Annotated in this window: 19 protein-coding genes; 11 read left to right on the top strand and 8 right to left on the bottom strand. The window is 71.9% G+C overall.

Annotated elements, in window-relative coordinates:
• Positions 1 to 388: 388 nt before the first annotated feature.
• Entirely contained in the window at positions 389 to 1,480 is a 1,092-nt protein-coding gene (locus tag HJC40_RS38670) for a M20 family metallopeptidase (protein ID WP_250008533.1), read from the top strand.
• 25 nt (positions 1,481 to 1,505) lie between these two features.
• On the opposite strand, the gene HJC40_RS38665 is transcribed toward HJC40_RS38670, so the two are convergent.
• From HJC40_RS38665 to HJC40_RS38655, 3 genes are all read right to left on the bottom strand, one after another.
• Positions 1,506 to 1,988 carry a response regulator transcription factor gene (locus HJC40_RS38665; protein WP_250008532.1) on the bottom strand — a complete coding sequence of 161 codons (483 nt, stop codon included), beginning with the start codon at positions 1,986 to 1,988 and terminating at the stop codon, positions 1,506 to 1,508.
• 359 nt (positions 1,989 to 2,347) lie between these two features.
• Entirely contained in the window at positions 2,348 to 3,259 is a 912-nt protein-coding gene (locus tag HJC40_RS38660; protein ID WP_250008531.1) for a hypothetical protein, read from the bottom strand.
• Positions 3,260 to 3,338: 79 nt separating this feature from the next.
• Positions 3,339 to 4,274, bottom strand: coding sequence for a sulfotransferase (locus HJC40_RS38655; RefSeq protein WP_250008530.1), 936 nt, complete (start codon positions 4,272 to 4,274; stop codon positions 3,339 to 3,341).
• Positions 4,275 to 5,101: 827 nt separating this feature from the next.
• Between HJC40_RS38655 and HJC40_RS38650 the strand changes: the two genes are divergently transcribed.
• The 5 genes from HJC40_RS38650 (at position 5,102) to HJC40_RS38630 (ending at position 11,289) form a co-directional block, all read left to right on the top strand.
• Positions 5,102 to 5,977 carry a glycosyltransferase family 2 protein gene (locus HJC40_RS38650; RefSeq protein ID WP_250008529.1) on the top strand — a complete coding sequence of 292 codons (876 nt, stop codon included), beginning with the start codon at positions 5,102 to 5,104 and terminating at the stop codon, positions 5,975 to 5,977.
• Positions 5,978 to 6,021: 44 nt separating this feature from the next.
• Complete coding sequence (locus tag HJC40_RS38645; RefSeq protein WP_250008528.1) at positions 6,022 to 6,987, top strand: glycosyltransferase family 2 protein; 966 nt, start codon at positions 6,022 to 6,024, stop codon at positions 6,985 to 6,987.
• Positions 6,984 to 8,333 carry a glycosyltransferase family 2 protein gene (locus HJC40_RS38640; protein ID WP_250008527.1) on the top strand — a complete coding sequence of 450 codons (1,350 nt, stop codon included), beginning with the start codon at positions 6,984 to 6,986 and terminating at the stop codon, positions 8,331 to 8,333. Before HJC40_RS38645 ends, HJC40_RS38640 begins: the two co-directional genes overlap by 4 nt.
• 74 nt (positions 8,334 to 8,407) lie before the next feature.
• Positions 8,408 to 10,840 (top strand): hypothetical protein, encoded by a 2,433-nt coding sequence (locus tag HJC40_RS38635; RefSeq protein ID WP_250008526.1) that lies wholly within the window; start codon positions 8,408 to 8,410, stop codon positions 10,838 to 10,840.
• 74 nt (positions 10,841 to 10,914) lie between these two features.
• Positions 10,915 to 11,289, top strand: coding sequence for a hypothetical protein (locus HJC40_RS38630; protein WP_250008525.1), 375 nt, complete (start codon positions 10,915 to 10,917; stop codon positions 11,287 to 11,289).
• Here the strand turns inward: HJC40_RS38630 and HJC40_RS38625 are convergent.
• Genes HJC40_RS38625 through HJC40_RS38615 form a run of 3 tightly spaced genes read right to left on the bottom strand, consistent with a single transcriptional unit; the run spans position 11,286 to position 14,487 of the window.
• Positions 11,286 to 12,677, bottom strand: a complete 1,392-nt coding sequence (locus tag HJC40_RS38625) for a right-handed parallel beta-helix repeat-containing protein (protein WP_250008524.1) — start codon at positions 12,675 to 12,677, stop codon at positions 11,286 to 11,288. The genes HJC40_RS38630 and HJC40_RS38625 overlap by 4 nt on opposite strands.
• Positions 12,674 to 13,678 (bottom strand): glycoside hydrolase family 26 protein, encoded by a 1,005-nt coding sequence (locus tag HJC40_RS38620; protein ID WP_250008523.1) that lies wholly within the window; start codon positions 13,676 to 13,678, stop codon positions 12,674 to 12,676. Before HJC40_RS38620 ends, HJC40_RS38625 begins: the two co-directional genes overlap by 4 nt.
• Complete coding sequence (locus HJC40_RS38615; protein WP_250008522.1) at positions 13,675 to 14,487, bottom strand: polysaccharide deacetylase family protein; 813 nt, start codon at positions 14,485 to 14,487, stop codon at positions 13,675 to 13,677. The genes HJC40_RS38620 and HJC40_RS38615 overlap by 4 nt, the downstream gene beginning before the upstream one ends.
• A gap of 159 nt (positions 14,488 to 14,646) precedes the next feature.
• Between HJC40_RS38615 and HJC40_RS38610 the strand changes: the two genes are divergently transcribed.
• Together HJC40_RS38610 and HJC40_RS38605 are read left to right on the top strand one after the other, a co-directional pair.
• Positions 14,647 to 14,937, top strand: coding sequence for a hypothetical protein (locus HJC40_RS38610; RefSeq protein WP_250008521.1), 291 nt, complete (start codon positions 14,647 to 14,649; stop codon positions 14,935 to 14,937).
• Positions 14,938 to 15,055: 118 nt separating this feature from the next.
• On the top strand, positions 15,056 to 15,661 hold the full coding sequence (locus HJC40_RS38605; RefSeq protein ID WP_250008520.1) for a hypothetical protein: 606 nt from the start codon (positions 15,056 to 15,058) through the stop codon (positions 15,659 to 15,661).
• Here HJC40_RS38605 and HJC40_RS38600 read toward each other — a convergent pair.
• The gene (locus HJC40_RS38600; RefSeq protein ID WP_250008519.1) at positions 15,650 to 16,297 is read right to left on the bottom strand and encodes a ScyD/ScyE family protein; all 648 of its coding nucleotides are present in this window, start codon (positions 16,295 to 16,297) and stop codon (positions 15,650 to 15,652) included. The two genes, HJC40_RS38605 and HJC40_RS38600, sit on opposite strands and share 12 nt — an antisense overlap.
• Positions 16,298 to 16,384: 87 nt before the next feature.
• Here HJC40_RS38600 and HJC40_RS38595 point away from each other — a divergent pair, with 87 nt between their 5' ends.
• Both HJC40_RS38595 and HJC40_RS38590 read left to right on the top strand, forming a co-directional pair.
• Complete coding sequence (locus HJC40_RS38595; RefSeq protein WP_250008518.1) at positions 16,385 to 17,065, top strand: nucleoside/nucleotide kinase family protein; 681 nt, start codon at positions 16,385 to 16,387, stop codon at positions 17,063 to 17,065.
• Between the two features lie 18 nt (positions 17,066 to 17,083).
• Positions 17,084 to 18,268: a metallophosphoesterase gene (locus HJC40_RS38590; protein ID WP_250008517.1), complete on the top strand. Its 1,185-nt coding sequence runs from the start codon at positions 17,084 to 17,086 to the stop codon at positions 18,266 to 18,268.
• Between the two features lie 206 nt (positions 18,269 to 18,474).
• Here HJC40_RS38590 and HJC40_RS38585 read toward each other — a convergent pair whose 3' ends face one another.
• Entirely contained in the window at positions 18,475 to 19,602 is a 1,128-nt protein-coding gene (locus HJC40_RS38585) for an aminoglycoside phosphotransferase family protein (protein ID WP_250008516.1), read from the bottom strand.
• A gap of 115 nt (positions 19,603 to 19,717) precedes the next feature.
• On the opposite strand from HJC40_RS38585, the gene HJC40_RS38580 reads away from it, so the two are divergent.
• Complete coding sequence (locus tag HJC40_RS38580) at positions 19,718 to 23,200, top strand: ABC transporter ATP-binding protein (protein WP_250008515.1); 3,483 nt, start codon at positions 19,718 to 19,720, stop codon at positions 23,198 to 23,200.
• The last annotated feature ends 31 nt before the right edge of the window (positions 23,201 to 23,231 follow it).

The raw sequence follows: 23,231 nt of genomic DNA, 5'->3' as shown, positions 1-23,231 counted from the left end.
AGAATATCCGTGGACCGCCGGTGCTCGACTCCCCAATTCGGTCGCGAGCCAACATACCGGTCCGCCGATACACCGAGGGGACACCCCTGCGCCGGCACAGCGGGCAAGGCCAGAAGGCTGACGCAGCAAAGTGACCAGCGAGAACGCCGGCATCACAGCCATCGTGGACGACTCCGCGCTCGTCCCGGACGACACCTGACGGCCGCCGGCACGCGTCAACCGGACCCCAGCCGCGGCCAGCCGCTCAGGGCCACCGCCCGACTGCTGCCTGTGGACAACGGCGAGACGCCGCCTCCGCCCGGCGGCGACGCTGTGGACAGGGGCGGTTCGTCCCAAGATCGCGCGTAAGGTGACCCCCGGGTGGGTGGGCAGGCTAGGAGGCGTAGGGATGGATCACCTGGTTGAGCGGGCTTGCGAGCTGATCGCGATTCCGTCCACCGCGGACCGCCCCGACCAGCTGGAACGCGCGCTGGACTTCGTTCTGCGGTTCGTGGGGGCGGGCTTCGAGGTGCGGCGGTTCTCGTCGAACGGCAAGCCCAGCGCCCTGGTACATCCGGCGGGCGCCGAGCGGTTCCGCGTGATTCTCAACGCCCACCTCGACGTCGTTCCGGGGTCGGCCGGGCAGTTCGTGCCGCGTGTCGAGGGCGACCGGCTCTACGGGCGCGGGGCCCATGACATGAAGGTCGCGGCCCTGGTGCTGGCCGACGTGTTCCGTGAGCTGGCGCCCCGGCTCGCCGTTCCGATCGCGTTGCAGCTGGTCACCGACGAGGAAGTGGGCGGCGCGGACGGCACGGCCCATCAGATCGCGGCGGGTGTGCGGGGCGATTTCGTCGTCATCGGGGAGCAGAGCCGGCTCCAGGTCGTCAACGAGTCGCGCGGGCTGGCCCATGTGCGGCTCACCGCGCATGGCCGGGCGGCCCACGCCGCGTACCCCTGGCTCGGGGAGAATGCCCTGGTCACCGTGGCCGAGGGGGTCGCGCGGCTGTTGCGGCGCTATCCGGTGCCCGAGGCCGAGGTGTGGCGCACGACGGTGAACGTCGCCCGGCTGGACACGCCGAACCAGGCGGTCAACCAGGTCCCGGACGAGGCGAGCGCGTGGCTCGACGTGCGATTCCCGGCCGAGGATGCCGACTTCGCGGGTCGTACGCCGGAGGAGATCGCCATCCACCTGGGCGCGATCACCGGCGTGCCGACCGCCGTCGAGGCGCTGGGTCACCCGCATCACGCCGACCCCGGTAGTCCCGAGGTGGGCCTGCTGCGGGCGGCCGCGCGCGACGCCGGCTTCCCGGGGAACCTGCTGGCCAAGCACGGCGCCGCGGACGGACGGCACTACTCGGCGGTGGGTGTCGACGCCGTCATCTTCGGGCCGGGCGGCGACGGCCAGCACAGCGCGCAGGAGTGGGCCGATCTCACGACCATCACCCCGTACGCGAACGCGTTGCGCTCCTTCCTCGAAGCTCTGCCGGCGGCGCCGCGCTGACGGAGCTGAAAACGCTGTGCCGGGGTCAGAGCGCCCCGGGCAGGTCCTCGTTGGCCAGCAGCAGCCAGCGGACGCGGCGCACCAGCTCGGCCGGGTTGAACGGCTTGACCAGGTAGTCGTCGGCGCCGACGGTCATGCCCAGGTCGATGTCGACCTTGCGGCCGTGCCCGCTCATGATCAGCACCGGGATCCGCGAGGTGTCGGCCGACGAGTGCAGCTCGTAGCAGACGCTCAGGCCGTCGAGGCCGGGCATCGACACGTCCAGGATGATCATGTCGGGCTGTTCGGTGACCACCATGCGCAGCGCGGAGGCGCCGTTGTCCGCGGTGACCACCCGGTAGCCGGCCGCGACCAGCTTGTGGGTGACCAGCTCGCGCACCGCCTCGTCGTCATCGGCCACCAGGATCGTCGGCTCCGCGAGGTCGGTGCTCCAGTCCGCGACGGGCGCGGGGTGGCCGAGCTCGGGCTCGATGAACGTGGGAACGATGGAAAGCGCTGCTCCGACCATTGATCTCTCCCCTTGACCGTCCGTTGCTGTGTCGAACGCCAGCCACCATCGGCGGGCCTGGGGAGGCCTGCAGGGGAACGCCGGTTGCACGACGGGTGCAGCTTGGATCAGGGGCGTGGCCGAGAGGTGGAGCCGGGCTGCAGCGTGGCCGGCCGCACGCCGGAAAGGCCCGAATCATCGGGTGCAAAAAGAATGGCGGAGTCCCTCCTTGTGGGAGGAACCCCGCCACCGACTGTGCGGCCGTTATTCCGCGCGCACCTCGCGTCAGTCCGGAACGCTAGTGCACCCGGATCGATCCCCGGGCACGGAGGCCGGGCATCGTGATAACGCTCTCACCTGCCGTCACCTGCGGTGACACTTCAGATCAGCTCTGTACGCAGGTCGTGCGCGCCGTCCTGCCGAGTGGCCTCGTAGTAGACCCGGCGGCGGCCGTCGGGCAGCGCGATCAGGCTGAGATAGCGCAGCCCGTTGGGTGCGTGCGGGCTGCCCAGCGGCTCGCCGGGCTCGGCCGTCAGCTCGCCGAAATTGCCGTCGGCCAGGCGCTCGCCCCGGGCCACGCCGGTGCGCTCCTCCCAGTTCTCGCCGGCCGTGGCCCGCCCGTCGTAGGCCACGGTGATCTCGTCGCCGTCGACCTGGACCGACGAGACCCGTACGCCCCGGGCGTCCCACTCCCCCGGCCGGCCGGCCAGCGCGGTGCCCCGCCAGGTCCAGTGCAGGCCGTCCGGGCTGGTGGCGTACTCGGTGGTCATCCGGTCGGCGTCGTCCCAGCGCTCCAGCGGGTGCACGGAGGCCCACAGATGCCATCCGTGGGCGTCGTGGTGGATCACCGGGTCCTTGACGCCGACCGTGTCGTCGCCGGCCAGCACGACCCGCGGCGTGGCCGTGGCCAGGCCTTCCGGGGTGGCCGCCTCGAGCAGCTCGACCCGCCAGTGCTTGGTGCCCGGGGTAGCCGCGCTGACGTAGAGCCGCCAGCGGCCCTCCGCCGTGCGCACCAGCGCGGGCCGTTCCAGCGACTCGGCGCCGAACTGCTCCTTGGTCACCTCGGCGACCGTCTCGAAGGTGACGCCGTCGGCCGAGCGGGCCACCACGTTGGCGATGCCGCGCCCCTCGCCGATCGGGAGCCGCAGCCGGTACGCCAGGTAGATGTGACCGTCCGCGACGATCGAGCTGGGCGCGCCGGACCACGCTCCCGGTTCGTCACCGGGCGGCTCGACCACGACAGTGGAGTCGTCCCAGCGCGGCAGGGGCAGGGTCGTGATTCCCGTGGACAAGGCGGCTCCCAGGCGTGTCGGCGTTGGCATCGCGAAGAGTATCCGGACAAGTTTGCAACATCTATGGGGAAAGTGGGGATTAACGGGACGCGGCGTGTCGGTCCACCGACAACCAGTCGTCATAGGACTCGCCGGTGACCTCGGTCAGCAGCGCGATGTCGTCGGCGAAGTGCGGCAGCAGCGCCGCCCTCTCCCCGGGCGTGGTGACCGGCCGGTTGCCCTGCTTGCGGTGCAGCAGCGTCAGCAACGGGCCGCGGGCGGCCAGGCGCAGCGGCACCGGGAAGCGATGCCCGAACGTGCCTCCGCCGCGCAGGAGAAAGCGCAGAACCCGGTTGACGCCGTTGTCCTCGACGACGTGCCGGTTGACGTTCTCGCGCGGCACCGTCGTCAGCACCCCGGCCCGGACGCCGAGGAACTCGCACACCCGGTCGAGCGTGGCCGCCGGCGCGTCCTTGAGCTCCTTGTACCGCAGCAACAGCACCTGCTCGCGCGGGATGTACTCGTAGAGGTGGCGCAGCTGGGCGCCGTACCGGCCGAGCCCCACGTAATGCCAGAACGGCGCCCAGCCCGCGGCGATGCGGGCCGGCTCGGCCCGGCAGGCGGTGAGGAAGTCGGCCTCCGGCTCGAGCCCGGCGTTCCACAGGTGCGTCCAGTTGGAGTGGGCCCGGTCGACCGGGTCGCGCAGCAGCACGATCAGCCGCGCCTTGGGCACCAGCGACCGGATGCGCTCGTGCGACGCGAGGTCGTGCAGATAGAACGGGGTCGCCTCGCCCAGCACCGCACCCGGCGGCGCGGGAGCGAAGAGCGCCTCGTAGTCGGGCTGCCGCCAGACGTGTTCCTGATAGGTCTGCACGTCGCCCGGGCCACCGTGAGCCGGCGGGGGCCCGTCGGAGAGGAAGAACTTGGGTTCCTTCACCGACGGCAGGAAGAGCTCGGGGTGGCCGGCCAGCGCGGCGTGCAGGGCGGTCGTTCCCGCCTTGGGCACGCCGGCGATCAGGAAGTCGGGGAGCGCCATGAAGGCCCCTCTCGTCGTGCGCAACTCGCTGAGAGTTCGTGCGCCGCTCGCTCGAAGCGAGCCTTAGCCTACAGAACTAGTAGGCATTGCGCGCGGCGGCGGCCGGCCTCACGGGCGGGACAGCAGGCGGCGCCACCAGGTGACGCGCCGGTATCGGGGGCATTCGCCCGGCCCGCACAGAGAGCATTCGGTTCCTGGCCGGTAGTGCCGGTGAGCCTGCGGCTCATGCCCACAGACACACAGGGCTTCATCAGCGTTCATCGTCTCACCAACGGTAAGGCGGCCCGAAAGCTACGGGGACGGGACGGTTCGGTGACCCGGGCTGATGTGTACCCCGGCCGGCGCGCTCCGACTCATCGATGGACCGGCAACCAACCTGCAACCGAAAGAACACGCTCCGTATTGTCGGCCGGCGGTGACTCAACTCACTGGTAGTAATCCGGCATTTTCTACATGGCGGCATTGAGCACTGGTCGACATCTATGCGAGCCTTGTCCCCTTGATGGGTGACACGCCCCTCGCGGCCCAAAATGTCCGTTACCGACGGTAACGATGTGACAAAAATCTTCTCCAGTTGCCCATGTGAATACACTGCGGTCACCCGATTGGCGACGAAGATCCATCCGGCCGCCGGTAGGTTGTCTTTTCGGTCGGTTGACGCTTGGTAGCGGCTTGCTACGTTGGTCGACAGAAGCGAAAGCCCTACGCTTCTTGCCGCCAGATTTGCCGATCGAACCGCTTTGCCGCCCCGGGAAGGGACCGACATGGAGTTTTCGACGCCCGCCACGAACACGTGGGGTGACGGAAGTACGTCACCGACTGTAAGCGTGGTGATTCCGACCCTCAACGAGGAGCGCAACCTCCCGCATGTCTTCGCCAAGCTGCCGGCGAACATCGACGAGGTGGTTCTGGTCGACGGCGGCTCGAAGGACCGGACTGTCGAGGTCGCCCGCGAGCTGCGTCCCGACGTCGTCGTGGTGCAGCAGACGCGTACCGGTAAGGGCAACGCCCTGGCCTGCGGCTTCGCGGCGTGCACGGGCGACATCATCGTGATGATCGACGCCGACGGCTCGACCGACCCGGCCGAGATCCCGCTGTTCGTCAAGAAGCTGACCGACGGCGCCGACTTCGTGAAGGGCAGCCGGTTCAACCACGGCGGCCACAGCCACGACATCACCAAGCTCCGCAAGCTCGGCAACGACGGCCTCAACGTCGTGGTCAACGTCCTGTTCGGGACGAAGTTCACCGACCTCTGCTACGGCTACAACGCGTTCTGGCGCACCGTCGTGCCGGTGCTCGATCTGCCCGACACGACGCTCCCCCGCAAGACCGACGGCACCAAGCACTGGGGCGACGGGTTCGAGATCGAGACCATGATCAACATCCGGGCCGCGGTCGACGGGATGAAGGTCGGCGAGGTCGGCAGCATCGAGCACCGCCGCATCCACGGCGAGACCAACCTCAACACGTTCCGGGACGGCTTCCGCGTGCTGCGCACCATCTTCAGCGAGTACGGCCGCATGCGCGGCCAGAAGCGCGCCGGCCGGCGCGCCCCCGGTGGCGTCATCGTGCACCAGCAGCCCGGCTCCCGCGTCCACGGCGTCAAGCCGGCGCCGGCCGCCACGGCCGAGCCGCGCCCCCAGGCCCCCCGCGAGCGGGACGAGGTCGGCGCCGTGAGCACGGACATCACGCCGCTGAACTGATCCGCCCGCGCCCGTCCCCACCCCTCGCTTCAGGAGACGCTCCCGTGGATTCCACCCCCCTCGACACGACCATCGTGATCCCGACGCACACGGAAGAACGCTGGTCCTCGCTCGTGCGGACCATCGCCTGCGCCAAGTCGCAGCAGACGGAGCCCGCCGAGGTCGTCGTGGTCGTCGATCACAACCCCGGCCTGTTCGGACGCATCCAGCGTGAGCTGCCGGGCGTGACGGTCCTCGAGAACGCCTACGCCAAGGGCGTCTCCGGTAACCGCAACACCGGCGGCTTCCACGCGAAGACCGCGCTCGTCGCCTTCATGGACGACGACATCACCGCCGGTCCGGACTGGCTGGGCCGGCTCATCGAGCCGTTCGCCGACCCCACGGTGGTCGGTACCGGTGGCGGCATCCTCCCGGACTGGGAGGGCGCGGCCCCCCGCTGGATGCCCGACGAGTTCCTGTGGGCGGTCGGCGGCTCGTACGCCGGCATGCCCACCGAGACCTCACCGATCCGCAACGTCTGGTCGGCCAGCATGGTCGTCCGCCGGGCGGTCTTCGACGCGGTCGGCGGCTTCCGGGTCGGGTTCGGCAAGCTGGGCGACCGCAACCGTCCCGAGGACACCGAGCTCTGCCTGCGGATGAGCGCGCAGAGCGGCGGCCACTGGATGTACGTGCCGAGCGCGATGATCCGGCACGAGGTGCCCGCGAACCGCTCGACGTTCCCGTGGTTCGTCAAGCGGTGCTACGCCGAGGGCCGCGGCAAGGTCCAGATGGCCGGGCTCGACGGCGGCGGCGACGACACCCTCGGCGCCGAGCGGTCCTACCTGTGGTCGCTGCCCAAGGCGGCGCTGCGCAACCTGGGCGCCGGCCTCACCGGCAAGGGCGCCGACAACTTCCTGCGCGCCGGCGGCATCGTCGCCGGTGTGGCCGCGGCCGGCTGGGGCGGCGTGGTCGAGACCGTCGCCGCCAAGCGTGCCCCCAAGACCGCGAAGAGCCTGGAGACCGCCCGATGAGCGCCGACACCAACCGCGTCGTCGTCCCCGCGCAGCGCACCGGCGCCGTCGACGACGCCACCGTCGTACCGGGCATCGTCCGCGACCTGGAGCTCTCCGAGCCGCTGCCGGCGATCCCCGCTCTGCAGCCCGAGGGCCGCCGGGCCGAGCAGGTCTGGCTCCTCGTGCGGCTGTACTCCGAGCCGCTCGGCGCGCTGCTGCTCGACCTGCCCGAGCACGGGCTCACCCCGGCCGACCTGGCCGCCGCGGTCGAGTCCGAGCTGGGCGACGTGGTCCGCCCGCGCCTCGGCGGCGCCGCCGTGCCGGTGCACGGCCTCAACCCGGCGAGCGAGCCGGAGTTCCTGGCCGGGCGGCGCGCCGTGCTCACCACCGCGCCGCACATCACCGTCGTGGTCTGCACCCGCGAGCACCCCGGAGAGCTGGCCCGCTGCCTCGACAGCCTGCTCGTGCAGCAGTACCCGTCGTACCGGATCCTGGTCGTCGACAACGCCCCGGTGAGCCAGGCGACCGCCGAGGTGGTCCGCTCGGCCGCCCGCCGCGGGCCGGTCGACTACCTGCTCGAGCCCAAGGCCGGCCTGTCGTTCGCCCGCAACACCGCGGTCAAGGCCGCGCCCGGCGAGATCCTGGCCTGGCTCGACGACGACGAGGTGGCCGACCCGCACTGGCTCGCCGAGGTGGCCCGCGCGCTGCACGAGCACCCGGACGCCGACGTCGTCTCCGGGGTCATCGTCCCGGCCGAGCTCGAGACCAAGGCACAGATCTGGTTCGAGCAGTTCGGCGGGCACAGCAAGGGCCGCGGTTTCAAGCCGGCCGAGTTCGGCCCGCACACCGCGCACATCCAGAGCCCGCTCTACCCGCTGCCGCCGTTCGGCACGGGCGCCAACATGACCTTCCGGCCCGGCGTCATCGAGCGGATCGGGATGTTCGACACCGCGCTCGGCGCCGGCACCCCGGCGATGGGCTCCGAGGACACCCTGGCGTTCACCCAGGTGCTGCTCACCGGAGGCACGATCGTCTATCAGCCCAGCGCGGTCACCCGGCACTATCACCGGCGCGACCTCGAGGGCCTGCGCAAGCAGATGGTCGGCTACGGCACGGGGCTGGTCGCCGCGTACACGAGCCTGCTGATGTCCCGTCCGGCTCTGATCTTCCCGCTGCTCAAGCTCGTGCCGAGCGCGCTGAAGGACATGACCGGAAAGGACACCGCGCGGACCGCGACCATCCGCGACGACTTTCCCCAGGAGCTGCTCTCGGCGAACCGCCGTGGCATGCTGTCGGGGCCGCGCGCCTACCTCAGCTCGCGCCGCGCGGCACGGGCCAAGGTACGCGCCGCCACCCAGGCTTAGCTCCACCGACCGGGCGCGTTGCCCGTAACGCGTCCCGGCCTACAGCGCCACGACGTTCACGGAGGCCCACCCCCATGCAGCAACGCTCGGCCGAAACGCCGGAACAACCGGCGCCGGACTCCACCGTCCGGATCGTGGTCGGCGACGCCGGCGAAGCCCACCCGGCGCCCGACGCGACGGCGGTGATCTCGACCGTCGACAAGGACGCGACGACCCGCCTCGAGGTCAGCGACAAGACCGTCCAGATCCCGATGGGCCCGGACGACTCGTCGGAGACCCGGACCATGCCGGCCCCGGTGCTCACCACCGCGGGTCCGGCGGCCACGCCGGCCGAGGAGCCGGCCGCCGAGCCCGAGACCAGCGCCGACCACCGGCCCGAGTTCGCCGTCGCCGGCGCCGTCGCCGGGCTGGCCGGCCTGCTGGGCATCGCCGTGCCGAACGGCCCGGTCAGCATGCTGCTGGCCCTGGTCTTCGTCGTGTTCGGCCCGGGCGCGGCCATCATGTCGGTCGCCAACGTCGGCAACCGCCTCATCTCCTGGGCGCTCGGCGTGTCCGGCAGCCTCACGGTCGTCACGATGGTCTCGGTCCTGACCCTGTGGGCCCACGTCTGGCAGCCCACGGCCTGGATGGCCGTGCTGGCCGGCGCCACCGTGGCCGGCTCGGTCGCCCAGTTCGCCCGGCTCACCCGCGCCGGTGTGCCGATGATCCTGGGCCGGGTCGGCCGGCGCCGGGACACCGTGGACAACGGCCCCGTGCTGGGCGCCGTCCCGTTCGTCACCCTGGTCCTCGGCGTCGGCCTGTGGGCCCTGGAGCTGGCCCAGCTCCAACCCGGCGAGGTCGGCCTCTACGGTTTCAGCGCCGCGCTCGGCGTGCCGTTCATCGTGGGCGCCGTGCTGCTGTTCATCGGCTTCGCGGTCGAGCTGTTCGGCCGGGCCCGCCCGCTCGTGCTCGTCGCCCACCTGGTCGTCGTGCCGATCATCATGCAGGCCACGGTGCCGCTGCTGGACGGCACGATCGAGTACGCCTGGACGTACAAGCACATCGGCGTCGTCGACCTGATCAACACCAACGGCAGCCTGATCAGCGGCAGTGACATCTATCAGCAGTGGCCCGGCTTCTTCGCCGCGGTGGCCATGCTGTCGCACGTCTCCGGCCTCGACGGGCTCTCCTTCGCGGCCTGGTCGTCGCTGACCTTCGCCCTGATCACCTCGCTGATGGTGGCCGCGCTGCTGCGCCAGTTCACCCGGGACCGGCGGATCATCGCGCTGGCGGTGCTGCTGTTCCAGGCCTGCATGTGGGTCGACATCGGCTACTTCTCGCCGCAGGCGCTGGTGTTCGCGCTGATGCTGGGCTTCTGGGTGATCGTGACCCGCTGGCTGATCGGCCCGCCGGTGATCGCGGCCGAGCCCAAGGGCCGCATCGGCCGGCTGCGGGCCTGGGCCGTGCGGGGCATGCCGCAGGGCCGCGAGACCGATCCCCGTACGCGTCGCTGGGCCGCTCTCGGCGCGGCCGGCATCTTCACCGCCATAGTCGTGACGCACCAGCTCACCCCGGTGCTCATGATGGTCCCGCTGTTCGCGCTGACGATCCTGGGGATCCTGCGCCCGCGGGCGTTCCTGGTCGGTCTGGTCGCGATCATGCTGATCTTCTTCGTGCCCCGCCTGGGCTCGGTGAACAGCCAGTACAGCCTGTTCAGCTTCGACCTGCTCTCCAACGCGTCGGGCAACGCGGCCAGCTGGAAGACGCCGGAGCAGGAGTTCTCGGCGACCGTCTCCCGGGCGCTGGCCATCGGTCTCTGGCTCGCCGCCCTGGTCGCCGTCTGGCTGACCCGCAAGAAGCTGGGGCGGGTGCTGGTGCCGGCGCTGATCGGCTTCCTGCCGATGGTCACGCTGGTCGCCGGCAACTACGGCGGCGAGGCGATCTACCGAGTCTTCGCGTTCTCGATGCCCTTCGTCGGTCTGCTGATCGGCGTGCTGTGGGCCGGCAAGGGTCGCCGCGGCGTGCCGGCGATGCTGGCCTCCGGCGTGCTGCTGGCCATGCTGATGCTCGCCGGGTTGCAGGGCCTGCAGGGCCAGCTGATGGTGCACCAGGTGCGGGCCACCGACATCGAGGCGGCGCAGTACTTCTACGCCAACGCCGAGCCCGGCTCCGGCCTGGTGCTGGTGGCACCGAACTTCCCGACGAAGCTCGAGGCCAACTACGGCTCGTTCAACAAGGGCCACGTGTCGGTCGACATCTCGCTGATCGGCGACCCGCTGTTCACCGGCAACATCAACGGCGGCCGGCTGCCCGACATCGAGACGTACATCCGCGCGATGAACTACCCGACCAACTATCTGGTGGTCAGCGACGCGATGGACGACTACACCGACTACTTCGGCACCGCCGACGACAACGCCATGCAGTCGCTCGACGCGGCGCTGCGGGGCTCAGCCGACTGGCAGGTCTTCTACCAGGGCCCGGGCGTGGCGATCTTCAAGCTGGTGGGTGCCCCGGCGGCCGGCTGAGCCGCCGGAAAAGAGCGATGAGTGAACGCCCGCCCGGTATGCCGGGCGGGCGTTCGTCCGTTTAGCCTCTTCTTGTGAAGCTCAAGCTCAAGATGGGCAGGAAGCAGATCGCCGCCCTGGTGATCGCCGTTCTGGTCGTCTTCGCCCTGCTCGTCAACCGCGCCGGTGGCGGCGGGACCGACGATGAGCCGGCCGCCGGCACGCTCGACAACGGCGCCGTGCGGGCCTGTGACGACTTCGCGGCCGGATCGTCCAGGGCCCGCAGCGAGACGACCCGGCTGGCGCTGGCCGACAAGGTCACCGCCTCGGCCACCGAGAGCGACAACGACGCCGTCCGGGCCCGGGCGATGGAGCTGGGCCGCAACGCCGACGAGGGCAACGCCGCCTGGCGGACGAGCTCGAACGCCCTGACCCAGGCCTGCGAGGACGCCGGCTGGCGAGCGCCCTAGCGCTTCAGCGTCGAGGCCTTGTCGAAGCCGGTGCGGGCGACCCACTGGTCGTACGTCACCGAGGCCTCCGACACGCTGCCGTTGGGGATACCGAAGTTGTTGTCGCCGGTCTCGTAGCTGTTCTTGTCGATCACCATGTTCGGTGACGCACCCCCGTCGATCTGCAGCCGGTAGACGGCCGCGTTGTCGTTCCGGGTCACCGTGTTGCCGGTGATCTTCACGCCCTCGATGCTGCCGGCGAAGTCGCTGCCGGTGGCCAGCAGGAACGTGAACTTGCTGAGGTCGCTGAAGGTGTTGCCGCTGACGGTCAGCCGGGCGGCGCAGCGCAGCACCAGGCCGGTGTCGTTGTCGAAGCCGTCCGGCCCGGTGCCGCCGATCGCCCGGTTGTCGCTGAAGACGTTGTCGGCGCAGCCCCCGCCGTTGCCGGTGCCGGTCTCCATCACGCCGTCGTTCGTCTCGAAGGTGTTCCCGGTGATCGTGGTGTTCGCGGCGTCGTAGATCTCGACCCCGCCGCCGTCGATGCCGTAGTCGGTGGACGGGCCGTAGTTGCGGCGCACCGTGTTGCCGCGGAAGACCGGTCCCGGCTTGACGGTGATGAAGGTGGCCGACAGGCCGTACCCGCCGAAGTCGTCGCCGTCCGGGTCGGTGTTCTGGATGATCCGGTCCTGGTCGTGCACCTGGTTGCCGTCGACCAGCACGCCCCGCCCGCCGCGGCTGACCGAGATGCCGGCGCCGTTGTGGAAGACGTCGGACCCGGTGACCCGGACGTCCTGCGACTCGGTCACCAGGATGCCGTAGCACCCCACCGGTTTGCCGGCCGCGTTCTCGCCGTGGCTGTCGCGCACGGTCACGCCGCGGATCGTCACCTTGCTCGTCTTGTGCACGCGGATGCCGCTGCCGTGGTCGCCGGTGATGTTCACGTCGGCGTTCGGCTTGGGCACGCACCCTCGTACGGTGAGGTCGGCGATCGTCGTGTCGCCGGCCGCGACCAGCACGCCGTCGCGCACGCCGGCCACACCCTCGACCGTCGCCTCCTCGCCGGGCGCGCTGCTCACGGTCAGGCCCGGCCGCGACACCGTGAACGGGGCGTAGGTGCCCTCCCGTACGAAGATCTTGGAACCGGCCGGGGCGACCTGCACGGCGTGGGCGATCGACTTCCACGGCTTGTCCGGGGTGCCGCCGGCGTCGTCCTCGCCGTGCGTGGACACCCAGTAGCCGGGACCGGCGGCGGCGACGTCCGGCGGGGCCTCGTACACGTAGGCGCGATATCCGGCGGCGGCCGTGCCGCCGAGAACAAGCGCGAGCACGACGAGCAGACCCAGCCACCGGCGGCGGGGACGAACCGGAGCGCGATGGCTGGGGCGCCCGGTCCGATGCGCTCCGCTCACCCGATGAAGACCGGGTCGTTCGACATCGCCTTGTACGCCGCCAGGCTCGCGGCCGTCGAGTCGATCCGCCAGTTCTCCCGCGACGTCGGGTGCGTGTCGGTGTCGAACCAGACCGCCGCGCCGACCGCGGGGTGCGCCTTCACCCACGTGCGGAACGAGGCGATCCAGTCGGGCTTGGTGCGGCCGCCCCGGTCGATGGCCGAGACCTCGGAGATCATGATGGGCTTCCGGGTCGCGTACGTCTGGTAGAACTCCTCGAACATGCCGGCCGGCGTCTGGGTCTGGGCGAAGCCCGAAACCCCTGCCCAGTCCACATATTCATCACCGGGATAGTAGTGCTCGTAACTGTTCCAGTCCTCGCCGGGGCGGGAGGTCCCGTTCGGGCTCCACACCCACGAGACGTTGTCCGCGCCCTCGTCGGCGAAGATGTCGTGAACGCGCCGGAACGCCGTGATGTAGCCCGCAGTGTCCCGGTTGTTGGCCGGTCCGCCCCATTCGTAGAAGTCGCGGTTCATGTCCCAGGCCCAGCGCACCAGGGTCGGCCGCCCGCGCTCGGCCAGGCGCCGGGCGGCCCGGGCGATCAGCTTGTCGGACCCGCCGCCCACGACCTCCCTGTAGGCCGGCCCGCGCCACGAGATCATCAGCGTGCTGCGAGACGACACGTAGGGCACGCCGACCGGCAGCTCGTCCTCCCAGGAGTAGTACCGGTGCACGATCCGCTCGGGACGGCCGAGCTGGCGGCGGCGCAGGTCCAACCCCTCACGGACACTGCGACCCGACAGATCGACGTACGCCCCGAGCAGCACCTTGCCCGGCTCGAAGGGGACAGCTCCCCCGCCCGCGGTGACCACCGGCGTCCCGCCGACCGCCTCGCCCGACGCGAAGGCCGAGGGCGGCACCACCGGCGGTACGGCGTCGTCCGAGCGGTACTCCTTGCCGCAGCCGGCGAGCGGCGCGGCGGCGGCCAGCGCGCCCAGGCCCAGCAGCTGCCGGCGCCTCATGTCAGGTTCCGGCCGAACGTGCGGGCGACCTTGCGGACCACCCGCCACCCCGGCTGCGCCACCTGTTTGGCCTTCGGGATCAGGCCGGTCTCCCCCGTCCGGACCAGCTCGACCAGGTCGGCGCCGCTGTGGCCGGGGGTCGGCTGCAGGCGCGGGATCGCCAGCCGCTTCTCGCCCGGCGTGTGCAGCCGGCGGCCCACCTCGGTGGCGTTCTCATGCCCGGTGGCCGCCACGATGTCCCGTACCCGCCGGCTGTTGTATCCGTGCGGGTAGGCGAACGACCGCACCTTGACCTGCAGGCGCTGCTCGAGCTCGTCGTGGCTGTCGGCGATCTCGTGGCGCAGCTGATCGGGCGGGAGCACGTCGAGCGGGTGGTGGATCAGGCTGTGGTTGCCGATCTCGACGCCCGCGGCGGCCACCTCACCCAGCTCGTCCCAGGTGAGCATCGGCCCGAAGTCGGGTGCCGACGCGCCGAGCCAGCCCGCCGTGCCGCCCAGGTGACCGACGGAGGCGTAGAGCGTGGCCCCCGCTCCGGTCTCCTTCAGCACCGGCACGCCCGCGGTGAGGAAGTCGCGATATCCGTCGTCGAACGTGACGGCGATCAGCCTCTCGGTGCTGCCGGCGGCCAGCAGGTCGAGCGCCTCGGTCAGCCCGACCAGGCGGTAACCCGCGCCGCTCAGGGCCTGCAGCTGCTCGGTGAGCAGGGCGGGGGGCACGGCGAGATCGCGCATCGGCCCGCCCACGGCGGACACGGAGTGGTACATGAGCGCCGGAAGGGTGCTCCAGCCCGGCCTCGTCGTCACGGTCACGCGGAAGTCCTCGTACGGCTTGTGGTCTGAGGTCCCACGCTAGGTGGAACCCCTGCGCTGGTTGCGGGTTTCTCCGTTTTGTCCCTCTGCCGAAAGTCGTAGGCGATGTCCCGCTCCGGGCAGAGGCGCGCGGGGATCTCCACTCGGAAGAGTGAGGCTATGACATTCGATCCGCTGCGCTGCGCGGAGGCTACGGGCCAGGCGGCCGTGGTGCTGGGGACGACCTTGGTCCCGGCCGCGTGGCGAGCCCTCGATCCGGTCCTCGCCGCCGTCCTCGCGACCATGTTCGTGGTCGTCTCGGCGGGCATCTACGCCCTGCACGCGGTCACTTTCGACTCGTTCCGGCTCACCGGCCGGCGACTTCTCCCCTCCGTCGCGCGCGCTGGGCGACTTTTCCCATCTGGCGTGCGCGCTGGGCGACTTTTCCCATCCGGCGCGCGCGATGAGTGAACCGCCGGGCACCCGCGCCCGTACCCCCCGTCGACGACGGTCCTTCACCACCTGGGGGCGACGGGATATGTTTCGATTGATCCATCTGCAGGCCGATAGCGGTATACCGCGGATAAGCGTGGCTTCCGACGGTTACGCCAACGCCCGGATCGCGCTGACCCGATATCGCAGTGCCCCGGCCGCCTATTTCGGGGTCGGCCGCTTCGACCACGAGGGCACCCTGGCCGAGATCATCCTCGACCGGCTCTGCGGCCCGCTCGGTGACTGCCCCCGCCCGGCGACCCTGGTGCACGCGGCCACCTACTACCGCCTCTGCGAGACCTGCGCGACCGGGCTCGACGTGCTCACCGTGCCCGAACTGGCCCGGCTGCTCGGCATCTCCTGCCGCCTCGCCCCCGTGCCGGCCCGCGCCGGCCGGCACGCCGCCCCCGAGGAGCCGTCGCCCGCCGGCAACCGGATCGCCCGCGAGTTCGCCACCCGCGTCGACGACCCGCGGTGGCGCCGCGAGCTGTGCGACGAGCTGACCCGGACGCCCGGCGCGGTCAACGGCCTGCTGATCGGCGTGGGCGCGCTGACCCACCGCGACGTGTTGGACCTCTATCCCCGGTTGCGCGCGCTGGCCGACGAGCTGCCCGCGGTCGTCCGCGAGGAGCTCTCCCGGGCCACGGTCCGCCCCCTGTCCCCCGCGGGCGTCGCCGGCCTGCGCCTGGGGTTACCCGCTTAGCGCTATCCGGCGTACCGTCCCCTCGCCCGCGCAGTCGCCGCAGGTGGTGACGTAGGCATAGCGGCCGCGGATGGTCAGACCCGACGGCGCGATCAACCCGGCCGAGGCGACGACCCGGTGCGGGCCTTGATCGGGCACGTGCAGCAACGCGCCGGTGCGGTCGCCGCTGAGCAGCCCGTTCCGGGCGATCTCGAGCACGTACAGGCCGCCGGGACCCCAGGCCAGATCGACCACGGCGGTCAGGCCACCCGCGTACACCTCAGGCGGCCGGCCCGGCACCACCCGCCACACCCGGGCCCGGCCCGGCGGGTACGGGAACCCGGTCAGCTCGGCCACGTAGAAGGCGCCGTCCGGCCCCTGCGTGACCGCACTCGGCACCGCTCGCATCCGCACCGGCATGCCCCTTGGGGTGCCGTCGGGCAGCCGCGCGGGCGCGGGCACCATCCGGCTCGGGAACGACGCGACGGTGGCCCGCCGGCCTCGCGGCGCGAGCCGGACCAGCGTGTCCCCCTCGGTCACGTAGATCCGGCCCCGCCGGTCGACCGCGGCGTCGAACGGGCCCGTGGCGACGCCCGGTTCGAGTGGCCCGGCCGGAGCACCCATCAGGACGGCGACGAGCACAGCAGTCAGCAACATGTGAAACCCCCGTGCCACCGGTTATAGGCCCCTCCGGGCCGGGCTGGGCCTGTCAGTCCTCGATCCGACGGCACTACGGTGATCGGCATGACGCTCACGTTCGAGGCGCTGGCTTCGCGGGCGCGGGGCCTGGTGCCCGGCGGGCGCCGGGCAGTGCTCGGCATCACCGGACCGCCCGCCGCCGGCAAGACGACCCTGGCCGAGGAGCTGGTCGCCGCGCTCGCCCCGGCCCCGCCGGACGGGCTGACCGCCGGCGCGTGGGTCGCGCACGTGCCGATGGACGGCTTCCACCTCGCCGACGCGGAGCTCGACCGGCTCGGCCGGCGCGACCGCAAGGGCGCGCCCGACACGTTCGACGCGCTGGGCTACGCCGCGCTGCTGCGTCGGCTGCGCGACGACGAGGACGATCCGATCTACGCCCCCGGCTTCGAGCGCACCATCGAGCAGCCGATCGCCGGGGCCGTCCCGATCGGGCGGGCGGCCCGCCTGATCGTCAGCGAGGGGAACTATCTGCTGCTCGACGAGCCGGCCTGGCGCCCGGTGCGGGCGCTGTTCGCCGAGGTCTGGTACGCCGACCTCGACCAGCCCGAACGCCTGCGCCGGCTGATCGACCGGCACCGGCGTTTCGGCAAGGACGAGACGGCCGCCGTCGAGTGGGCCACCGGCACCGACGAGCGCAACGCGACGCGGGTCGCCGAGACGCGCGGGCGCGCCGACCTGATCGTGCCCGCGGCACTTATCCACAGGGTGGGCGATCCACCGTCCTGAGGTGTCATAGTTCAACGCGTGTCCGTGGGTGAAGCAGTCGAGACCGAGCCGCGCCGCCGCCGGCCGGGCCGGGTGATCAGTTTCGCGCTGACCGTGACGGCGGTGTTGCTGCTGCTGTTCGGCGTGCCGTGGTTCTTCCTGTTCTTCTCGGGCAACGACTGGCCCGGTCCGGTGCGCGTCGCGGGCACCGTCGTCTTCGCCGTCGCGCTGGTCACGTTCCCGATCCTGATGATCCAGGGCCACGGCCGGCACCACCGCGACGGCCCGTCGGTCATCGCCGACACGACGCTGGGCGTCCTCTGGGTGCTGTTCGTCTGGTCGCTGCTCGGACAGGTGCTGACGCTGATCCTCTGGGCCGCCGGGGTCGACGGGCCGGCCCGCTATCGCATCGCCACGGTGGTGATCGCGGCGATCTCCCTGGTCCTGCTCGTCTGGGGCTATGCGGAAGCCAGGCGCGTGCCCCGGGTCCGCCGGGTCGACGTGGTGCTGCCGCGGCTCGGCGCCGGGCTCGACGGCCTGCGACTAGTGCTGCTGACCGACACCCACTACGGTCCGATCGAGCGTTCACGCTGGTCACGCCGGGTCATCGAGGTGGTCAACACGCTCGACGCCGACGTGGTCGCCCACACCGGCGACATCGCCGACGGTGAGGTCGCCCAGCGCCTGGCCCAGGCCGCGCCGCTGGCCGACGCGCGCGCGTCGATGGCCCGCGTCTACGTCACCGGCAACCACGAATACTTCAGCGGCGCCCAGCGGTGGGTCGAGCACATGGCCGAGCTCGGCTGGGAGGCCCTGCACAACCGGCACGTGGTCGTCTCCCGCGGCGGCGACTCGCTGGTGGTCGCCGGGGTCGACGACCGCACGGCCGCGGGCTCGGGTGTCCCGGGCCACCACGCCGACCACGAGGCCGCGCTGGCCGGCGCCGACCCGTCGCTGCCGGTCCTGCTGCTGGCCCACCAGCCGGCCCAGATCGCCGGGGCGGTGACCCACGGCGTCGACCTGCAGATCTCGGGCCACACCCACGGCGGCCAGATGTGGCCGTTCCACTACCTGGTGCGGCTCGACCAGCCGGTGCTGCAGGGCCTGTCCCGGCACTCCGAGCGGACGCAGCTCTACACCAGCCGGGGCACGGGCTTCTGGGGGCCGCCGTTCCGCATCTTCGCCCCGAGCGAGATCACGCTGCTGACGCTGCGCTCACGCTGACCGTGCCGCGGCCGCACTCACGCTGACCGTTCCGGGGCCGCGCTCACGCTCACCGTTCCGGGGCTGCAGCAGCTCGCGCCCGGGGGCGGCCGCGCAGGTCGCGCCCGGGACGGCCGCCGGCGCCGCGGCCCCGCAGCCGAGCCTGTCGGGGGTGCCTTCGGTCGGCGCGCCGACGGTGAATCACAGCCGGGCGATCCGACGGTGAGTCACAGCCGGGCGATCTGATCGGCGGCGGCGAGCATGTCGGCGGCCACCGGCTTCAGGCCGACGGCGGTCAGGACCAGGCCGGTGCTGACGCGTTCGGCCAGGCCCCACTCCCAGATGGCCCGGGGATCGGTGCCGGTGCGGGCGGCCAGGCGGTGGGCGCGGTCCCAGGGGTCCGCGGCCATCAGCTCGACCGGGTCTTCGCGCATGAGCACCCCGAGATCGCACTCCGGTTCCGCCCACAGGCCGTCCGGGTCGACCAGTTTGAAGCCGTCGCCGGCTCTCTCCCGCAGCGCGTTCCATTGGTGGATGTCACCGTGAACGAGGACCGCCCGCGCGGGGTCGTGGGCCCTCTGGCGGCTCTCCGCGGCCGCCACCGCCTGGTCGACGGCCGCTTCGGAGCAGGGCCGCCCGAGCTCGAGCCACCCGCGCCGGATATATCCGGACAGCGACGCGGCCTTCTCCGCTCCCGTCGGCAGGCCCGGCGTCGGGACGCTTTCGCTGTCAGCCGCCCCGCCGGGGCGTTCGTTGTCGGCCGTCCCGCCGGGGCGTTCATTGTCGGCCGTCCCGCCGGGGCGTTCATTGTCGGCCGTCCCGCCGGGGCGCCCCCTGTCTACCGCCCCGACGGTGCGCTCGCTGCCGGCGACCCCGACGGTGCGCCCGCTGTCAGCCGCCCCGACGGTGCGCTCGCTCCCTGCAACCCCGGCAGCGCCATCGTCGTAGCCGGCCCAGACGCGCTGGGCGAGATCGCAGAGGATGTCCAGGCGCTCGGGCTGCGGCAGGGCCAGGTCGGCCATCGAGGGGCCCAGGCGCTCGATCAGGAGGGCGCCGCGGGACTCGTCGGCTCGCAGCAGACGCGCGCACCCCGCGCCGCCGGCCCGGCGCAGGACGGCGATCTCGTGGCGGGCCGGGTCGCCGGGGCGGGGCACGACGAGTTTCAGGACGGCGGGAACACCGTCGGCCCGGGTGACCGTTACGACGTACGCCTCTGTGCCGTCGCCCAGGGCCTTTCCCGGGGTCAATTGCCAGCGGGTCGTGAGATCGTCGATCAGGGCGGGCAGGGTGTCGAGCCATTCCTGGGCGCCCGCCTGGACGGCCTTGGCCCGCACGGCGGCCGGAAGATCTCGCACAACCCGCGATGGTGACAGGCGCCATGCCTGTTGGCCACGTAATTCCGTTGAAGACCTCCCGTTCGACGATGAGGATGGGAAGACCGCCTCCCCCACAACCCAGAGGACTACGTCTATGCGCCTGCTTCGCGATCTGTGGGCCACCTCGAGGAGCCGCTCGGCTCTCGCGGTGGCTCTCATCCTGCTCGGCGCGGCGGGGGCGGCGGGGGCGCTGGCGCTGGCCGGTCAGGTGCTCGTCAACCGGTCGATGCCGTTGTTCACCGTGCTCGCCGCCGCGCTGGTGGCGTCCGTGCTCAGCGACGTCTTCGTCAGCCTCGTCGCGGCGCGGCTGACCGCCGACTGGACCGCCCGGCTGCGCCGCGGGCTCAACCGGGTCGCCTTCGGGCAGGACCTGCCCGCGCTCGAGAACACCCCGGTCGGCGAACTGCTCGACCGCATCGACTCCGATGTCTACGAGGTCGGCGCCCAGTTGCGCGGCAGCGGCGTACGGATCGCGCAGTCCGTGGCCGTCGCCGTGTTCTCGATCATCACCGCGTTCTTCGTGTGGTGGCCCGCGGGGGTCGGCATGGTCATCGTGTCGGCTCTGCTGTTCGTCGCGCTCAACAAGCCGATCCAGCGCATCTCCCCGCTGCGCATCTCGGAGGAGGAGTCCTGGTCCGACCTGGCCGCCGTCATGGAGGAGTCCATCCACGGTCAGGACGACGTGCGGACCAGCCTGGCCGCCCCGTACGTCCGCCGGCTCTACGCCCAGCGTGCGGCCGAGGTGCTGCGGCGGGGACGTCTGGTCTGGCGTTCGTCGGCGCGCATCACCATGGGCGCCGGCACCATCACCCGTACGCTGATCGCGATCCTGGTCGTCGTCGGCGCCTGGGCCCTGATCAACGGGCACATCGACGGCGCCCGGCTGACCGCGGTGTGGCTGCTCGCGCTCGGCTTCGGCGGCACGCTCGAACACGTCACCCGGATGGTGCCCGAGCTGCAGAACGCGCTGGGCGCGTGGAGCCGCGTGCAAATGCTGCAGGACCTCCCGCAGGAGCCCACCGAGGGCGTGCCCCCGGTCGACGGCGACCTGGTCGTGCGCGATCTGACCTTCCGCTACGGCGAAACCGACAGCGGCCGCCCGCCGGCGCTGCGGAACATCAGCCTCACCTTCGCGCGCGGTCGGTCGTACGCCCTGATCGGGCGCACCGGATCGGGCAAGTCGACGCTGGCCAAGGTGCTGACCCGGGCGGTCGACGTGCCGCGGGGCACGGTCTTCCTGGGCGGCATCGACCTGAACGACATGGCCGTCGAGGGTCTGCGCCGCTGGACGGCGATCGTCCCGCAGCGTACGGAGATCCTGGCCGGAACCCTGGCCGAGAACATCGCCCTCTTCGATCCGGTGTTGCTGCCGAAGGCCGCCGCGGCGCTCGACGAGCTGGGACTCACCCCGTGGGCGGCCGGCCTGCCCGAGGGCCTCGGCACCAAGCTGGGCGAGGGCGGCTACAAGCTGTCGGCCGGGCAGGAACAGCTCGTCGCGTTCGCCCGCATCCTGGTGCGCGACCCGCACGTGGTGATCCTCGACGAGGCCACCGCCCGGATGGACCCGGTGACCGAGTCGTGGGTGCAGCGCGCCACCGACCGGTTGCTCACCGGCCGCATCGGCGTGATCGTCGCGCACCGGTTGTCGTCCGTGCAGCGCTGCGACGAGGTCGTCGTGCTGGCCGACGGTGAGGTGCTCGAATCCGGTCCGCTGCGCGAGTCGCGGCGCTTCGCCGAGCTGATGGCGAGCAGCAACCTGGCCGTCCCGGCCGCGACCTCCGGTGGCGGCGCCGTGCTCGTCGACGAGCACGACTGGGACACGGCGGCGCAGGTCGAGCTCGGGGCCGAGGCCCTGGCCAACAAGCTGCCGCCGGTCGAGCCGCCTCCGCTGCCCGACGAGCCGCCCGCGCGCACGATGCGCGAGATCGCCCGGCTCACGCTGAACGACAAGAGGTACGGGCTGGGCGCGGTCGGACTGTTCGTGGTCCTCGTGCTGCTCGGGCTGGACGGCGCGATCCTGCCGCTGCTGTGGGCCAACGTCGTCGACGGGGCCGGCAGCCCGCTCTACCCGGCGGTGGGCATCGCGGCCGGTCTGATCGTCGCGATCCCGACGCTCTACTACACCGGCGCGTGGTTCCCGGAGTGGTGGGTCCGCCAGATGCTGCGGATCAGCCTGCGCCTGGTGCACGGGCAGATCGGGCCGCGCCGGGTCAGCAAGCACACCCCGGCCGAGGTGGTGGCCCAGGGCGGCGACACCGAGCGCGTGGTCATGCTGGCCGACAACCTCATCGACACCTCGACCAGCCTGGTGATGGTGGTCGCGATGACGCTGGCCGCCCAGTCCTTCGTGCCCGCGATGTTCTTCCTGGGCACGATGATCATCTCCGGGCTGGCCGCCACCCTGTTCGGCCCCCGGCTCGAGAAGGCGGCCCGCCGCACGGTCGCGGCCCGGGCGGCGTTCGCCACGTCGCTGGTGTCGTCGCTGTCGGCCGCCCGGACGGTCAAGCTGGCCGGCGCCACCACGCCGGTGCTCGACCACCTGGCCCGGCTCGACGCCGCGCGCAGCGACCTGCAACGGCGCGAGATCGCCATCCAGGTGTGGGCGCGTTCCACCCCGTCGATCGCCAGTGGCCTGCTGCCGATCGCCGCCTGGGGGCTCTACCTGTCCGGCAGCCTGTCGGCCGCCGCCACCCTCATCGCGGTGGCGACGCTGGGCGCCGCGCGCTGGTTCGCCTGGACCACGGCGTCGCTGGTGTCCCAGTTCCCGTCGGCCCGCGTCTGGACCCGCCGGACGGTGGCGATGACCGGCGTCACCAGCTACTCGGCGGACGTTCCCGGCGTCGACCTGGCGACCGGCGCGGCCCCCGCCCCGCCGACGGCGCCCCGCAACCCGTTGCGCACGCTCGAACTGCGTCACTTCAGCGCCGTGCACGAGAACGGCACGGTCGGCGCCCAGGACGTGGACCTCACGGTCGAGCGCGGCCAGCTGGTCCTGGTGGTGGGGCCGGTCGGCGCCGGCAAGTCGTCGCTGCTGCGGGCGCTCGCCGGCATCGTCCACCACGCCGGTGAGCTGCGATGGAACGGCGAACCGGTGAACGAGCCGGAGGTGTTCCTGCGGCCCAACCAGGTGGGCTACGTGGCCCAGCTGCCCCGGGTGCTCTCGGGCACGGTGGCCGACAACATTCAGCTGGGGCACGAGGTGGACGCGGCCGACGCGGTGTCGACGGCCCAGCTGGAACACGACCTGGCCGCGGCCGGCGGCGGTCTGCAGCTGCTGATCGGGCACAAGGGCACGAGGCTGTCCGGCGGTCAGTTGCAGCGTCTGGCGCTGGCCCGGGCCCTCGCGCCCCGCACGGAGCTGCTGATCGCCGACGACGTGTCGTCGGCCCTGGACGTGACCACGGAGCTCGAACTGTGGCGGGCTCTGCGGTCGCACGGGGTGACGGTGGTCGGCTCGACGTCGAAGCGGGCCGCGCTGAGCCAGGCCGACCGGGTGGTCGTGCTGATCGCCGGCAAGGTCGAGGACCAGGGCACGTGGCAGGAGCTGGAGGACCGCTGGGGGCACCTGGCAGGCTGACCCGGGGCGGGCCGAGGCCGGAGCGGGAGGG

The organism is Actinoplanes sp. M2I2 (genome assembly GCF_023544445.1).
Classification (GTDB): Bacteria; Actinomycetota; Actinomycetes; order Mycobacteriales; family Micromonosporaceae; genus Actinoplanes.
This window is presented reverse-complemented; position numbering and strand designations above follow the sequence as displayed.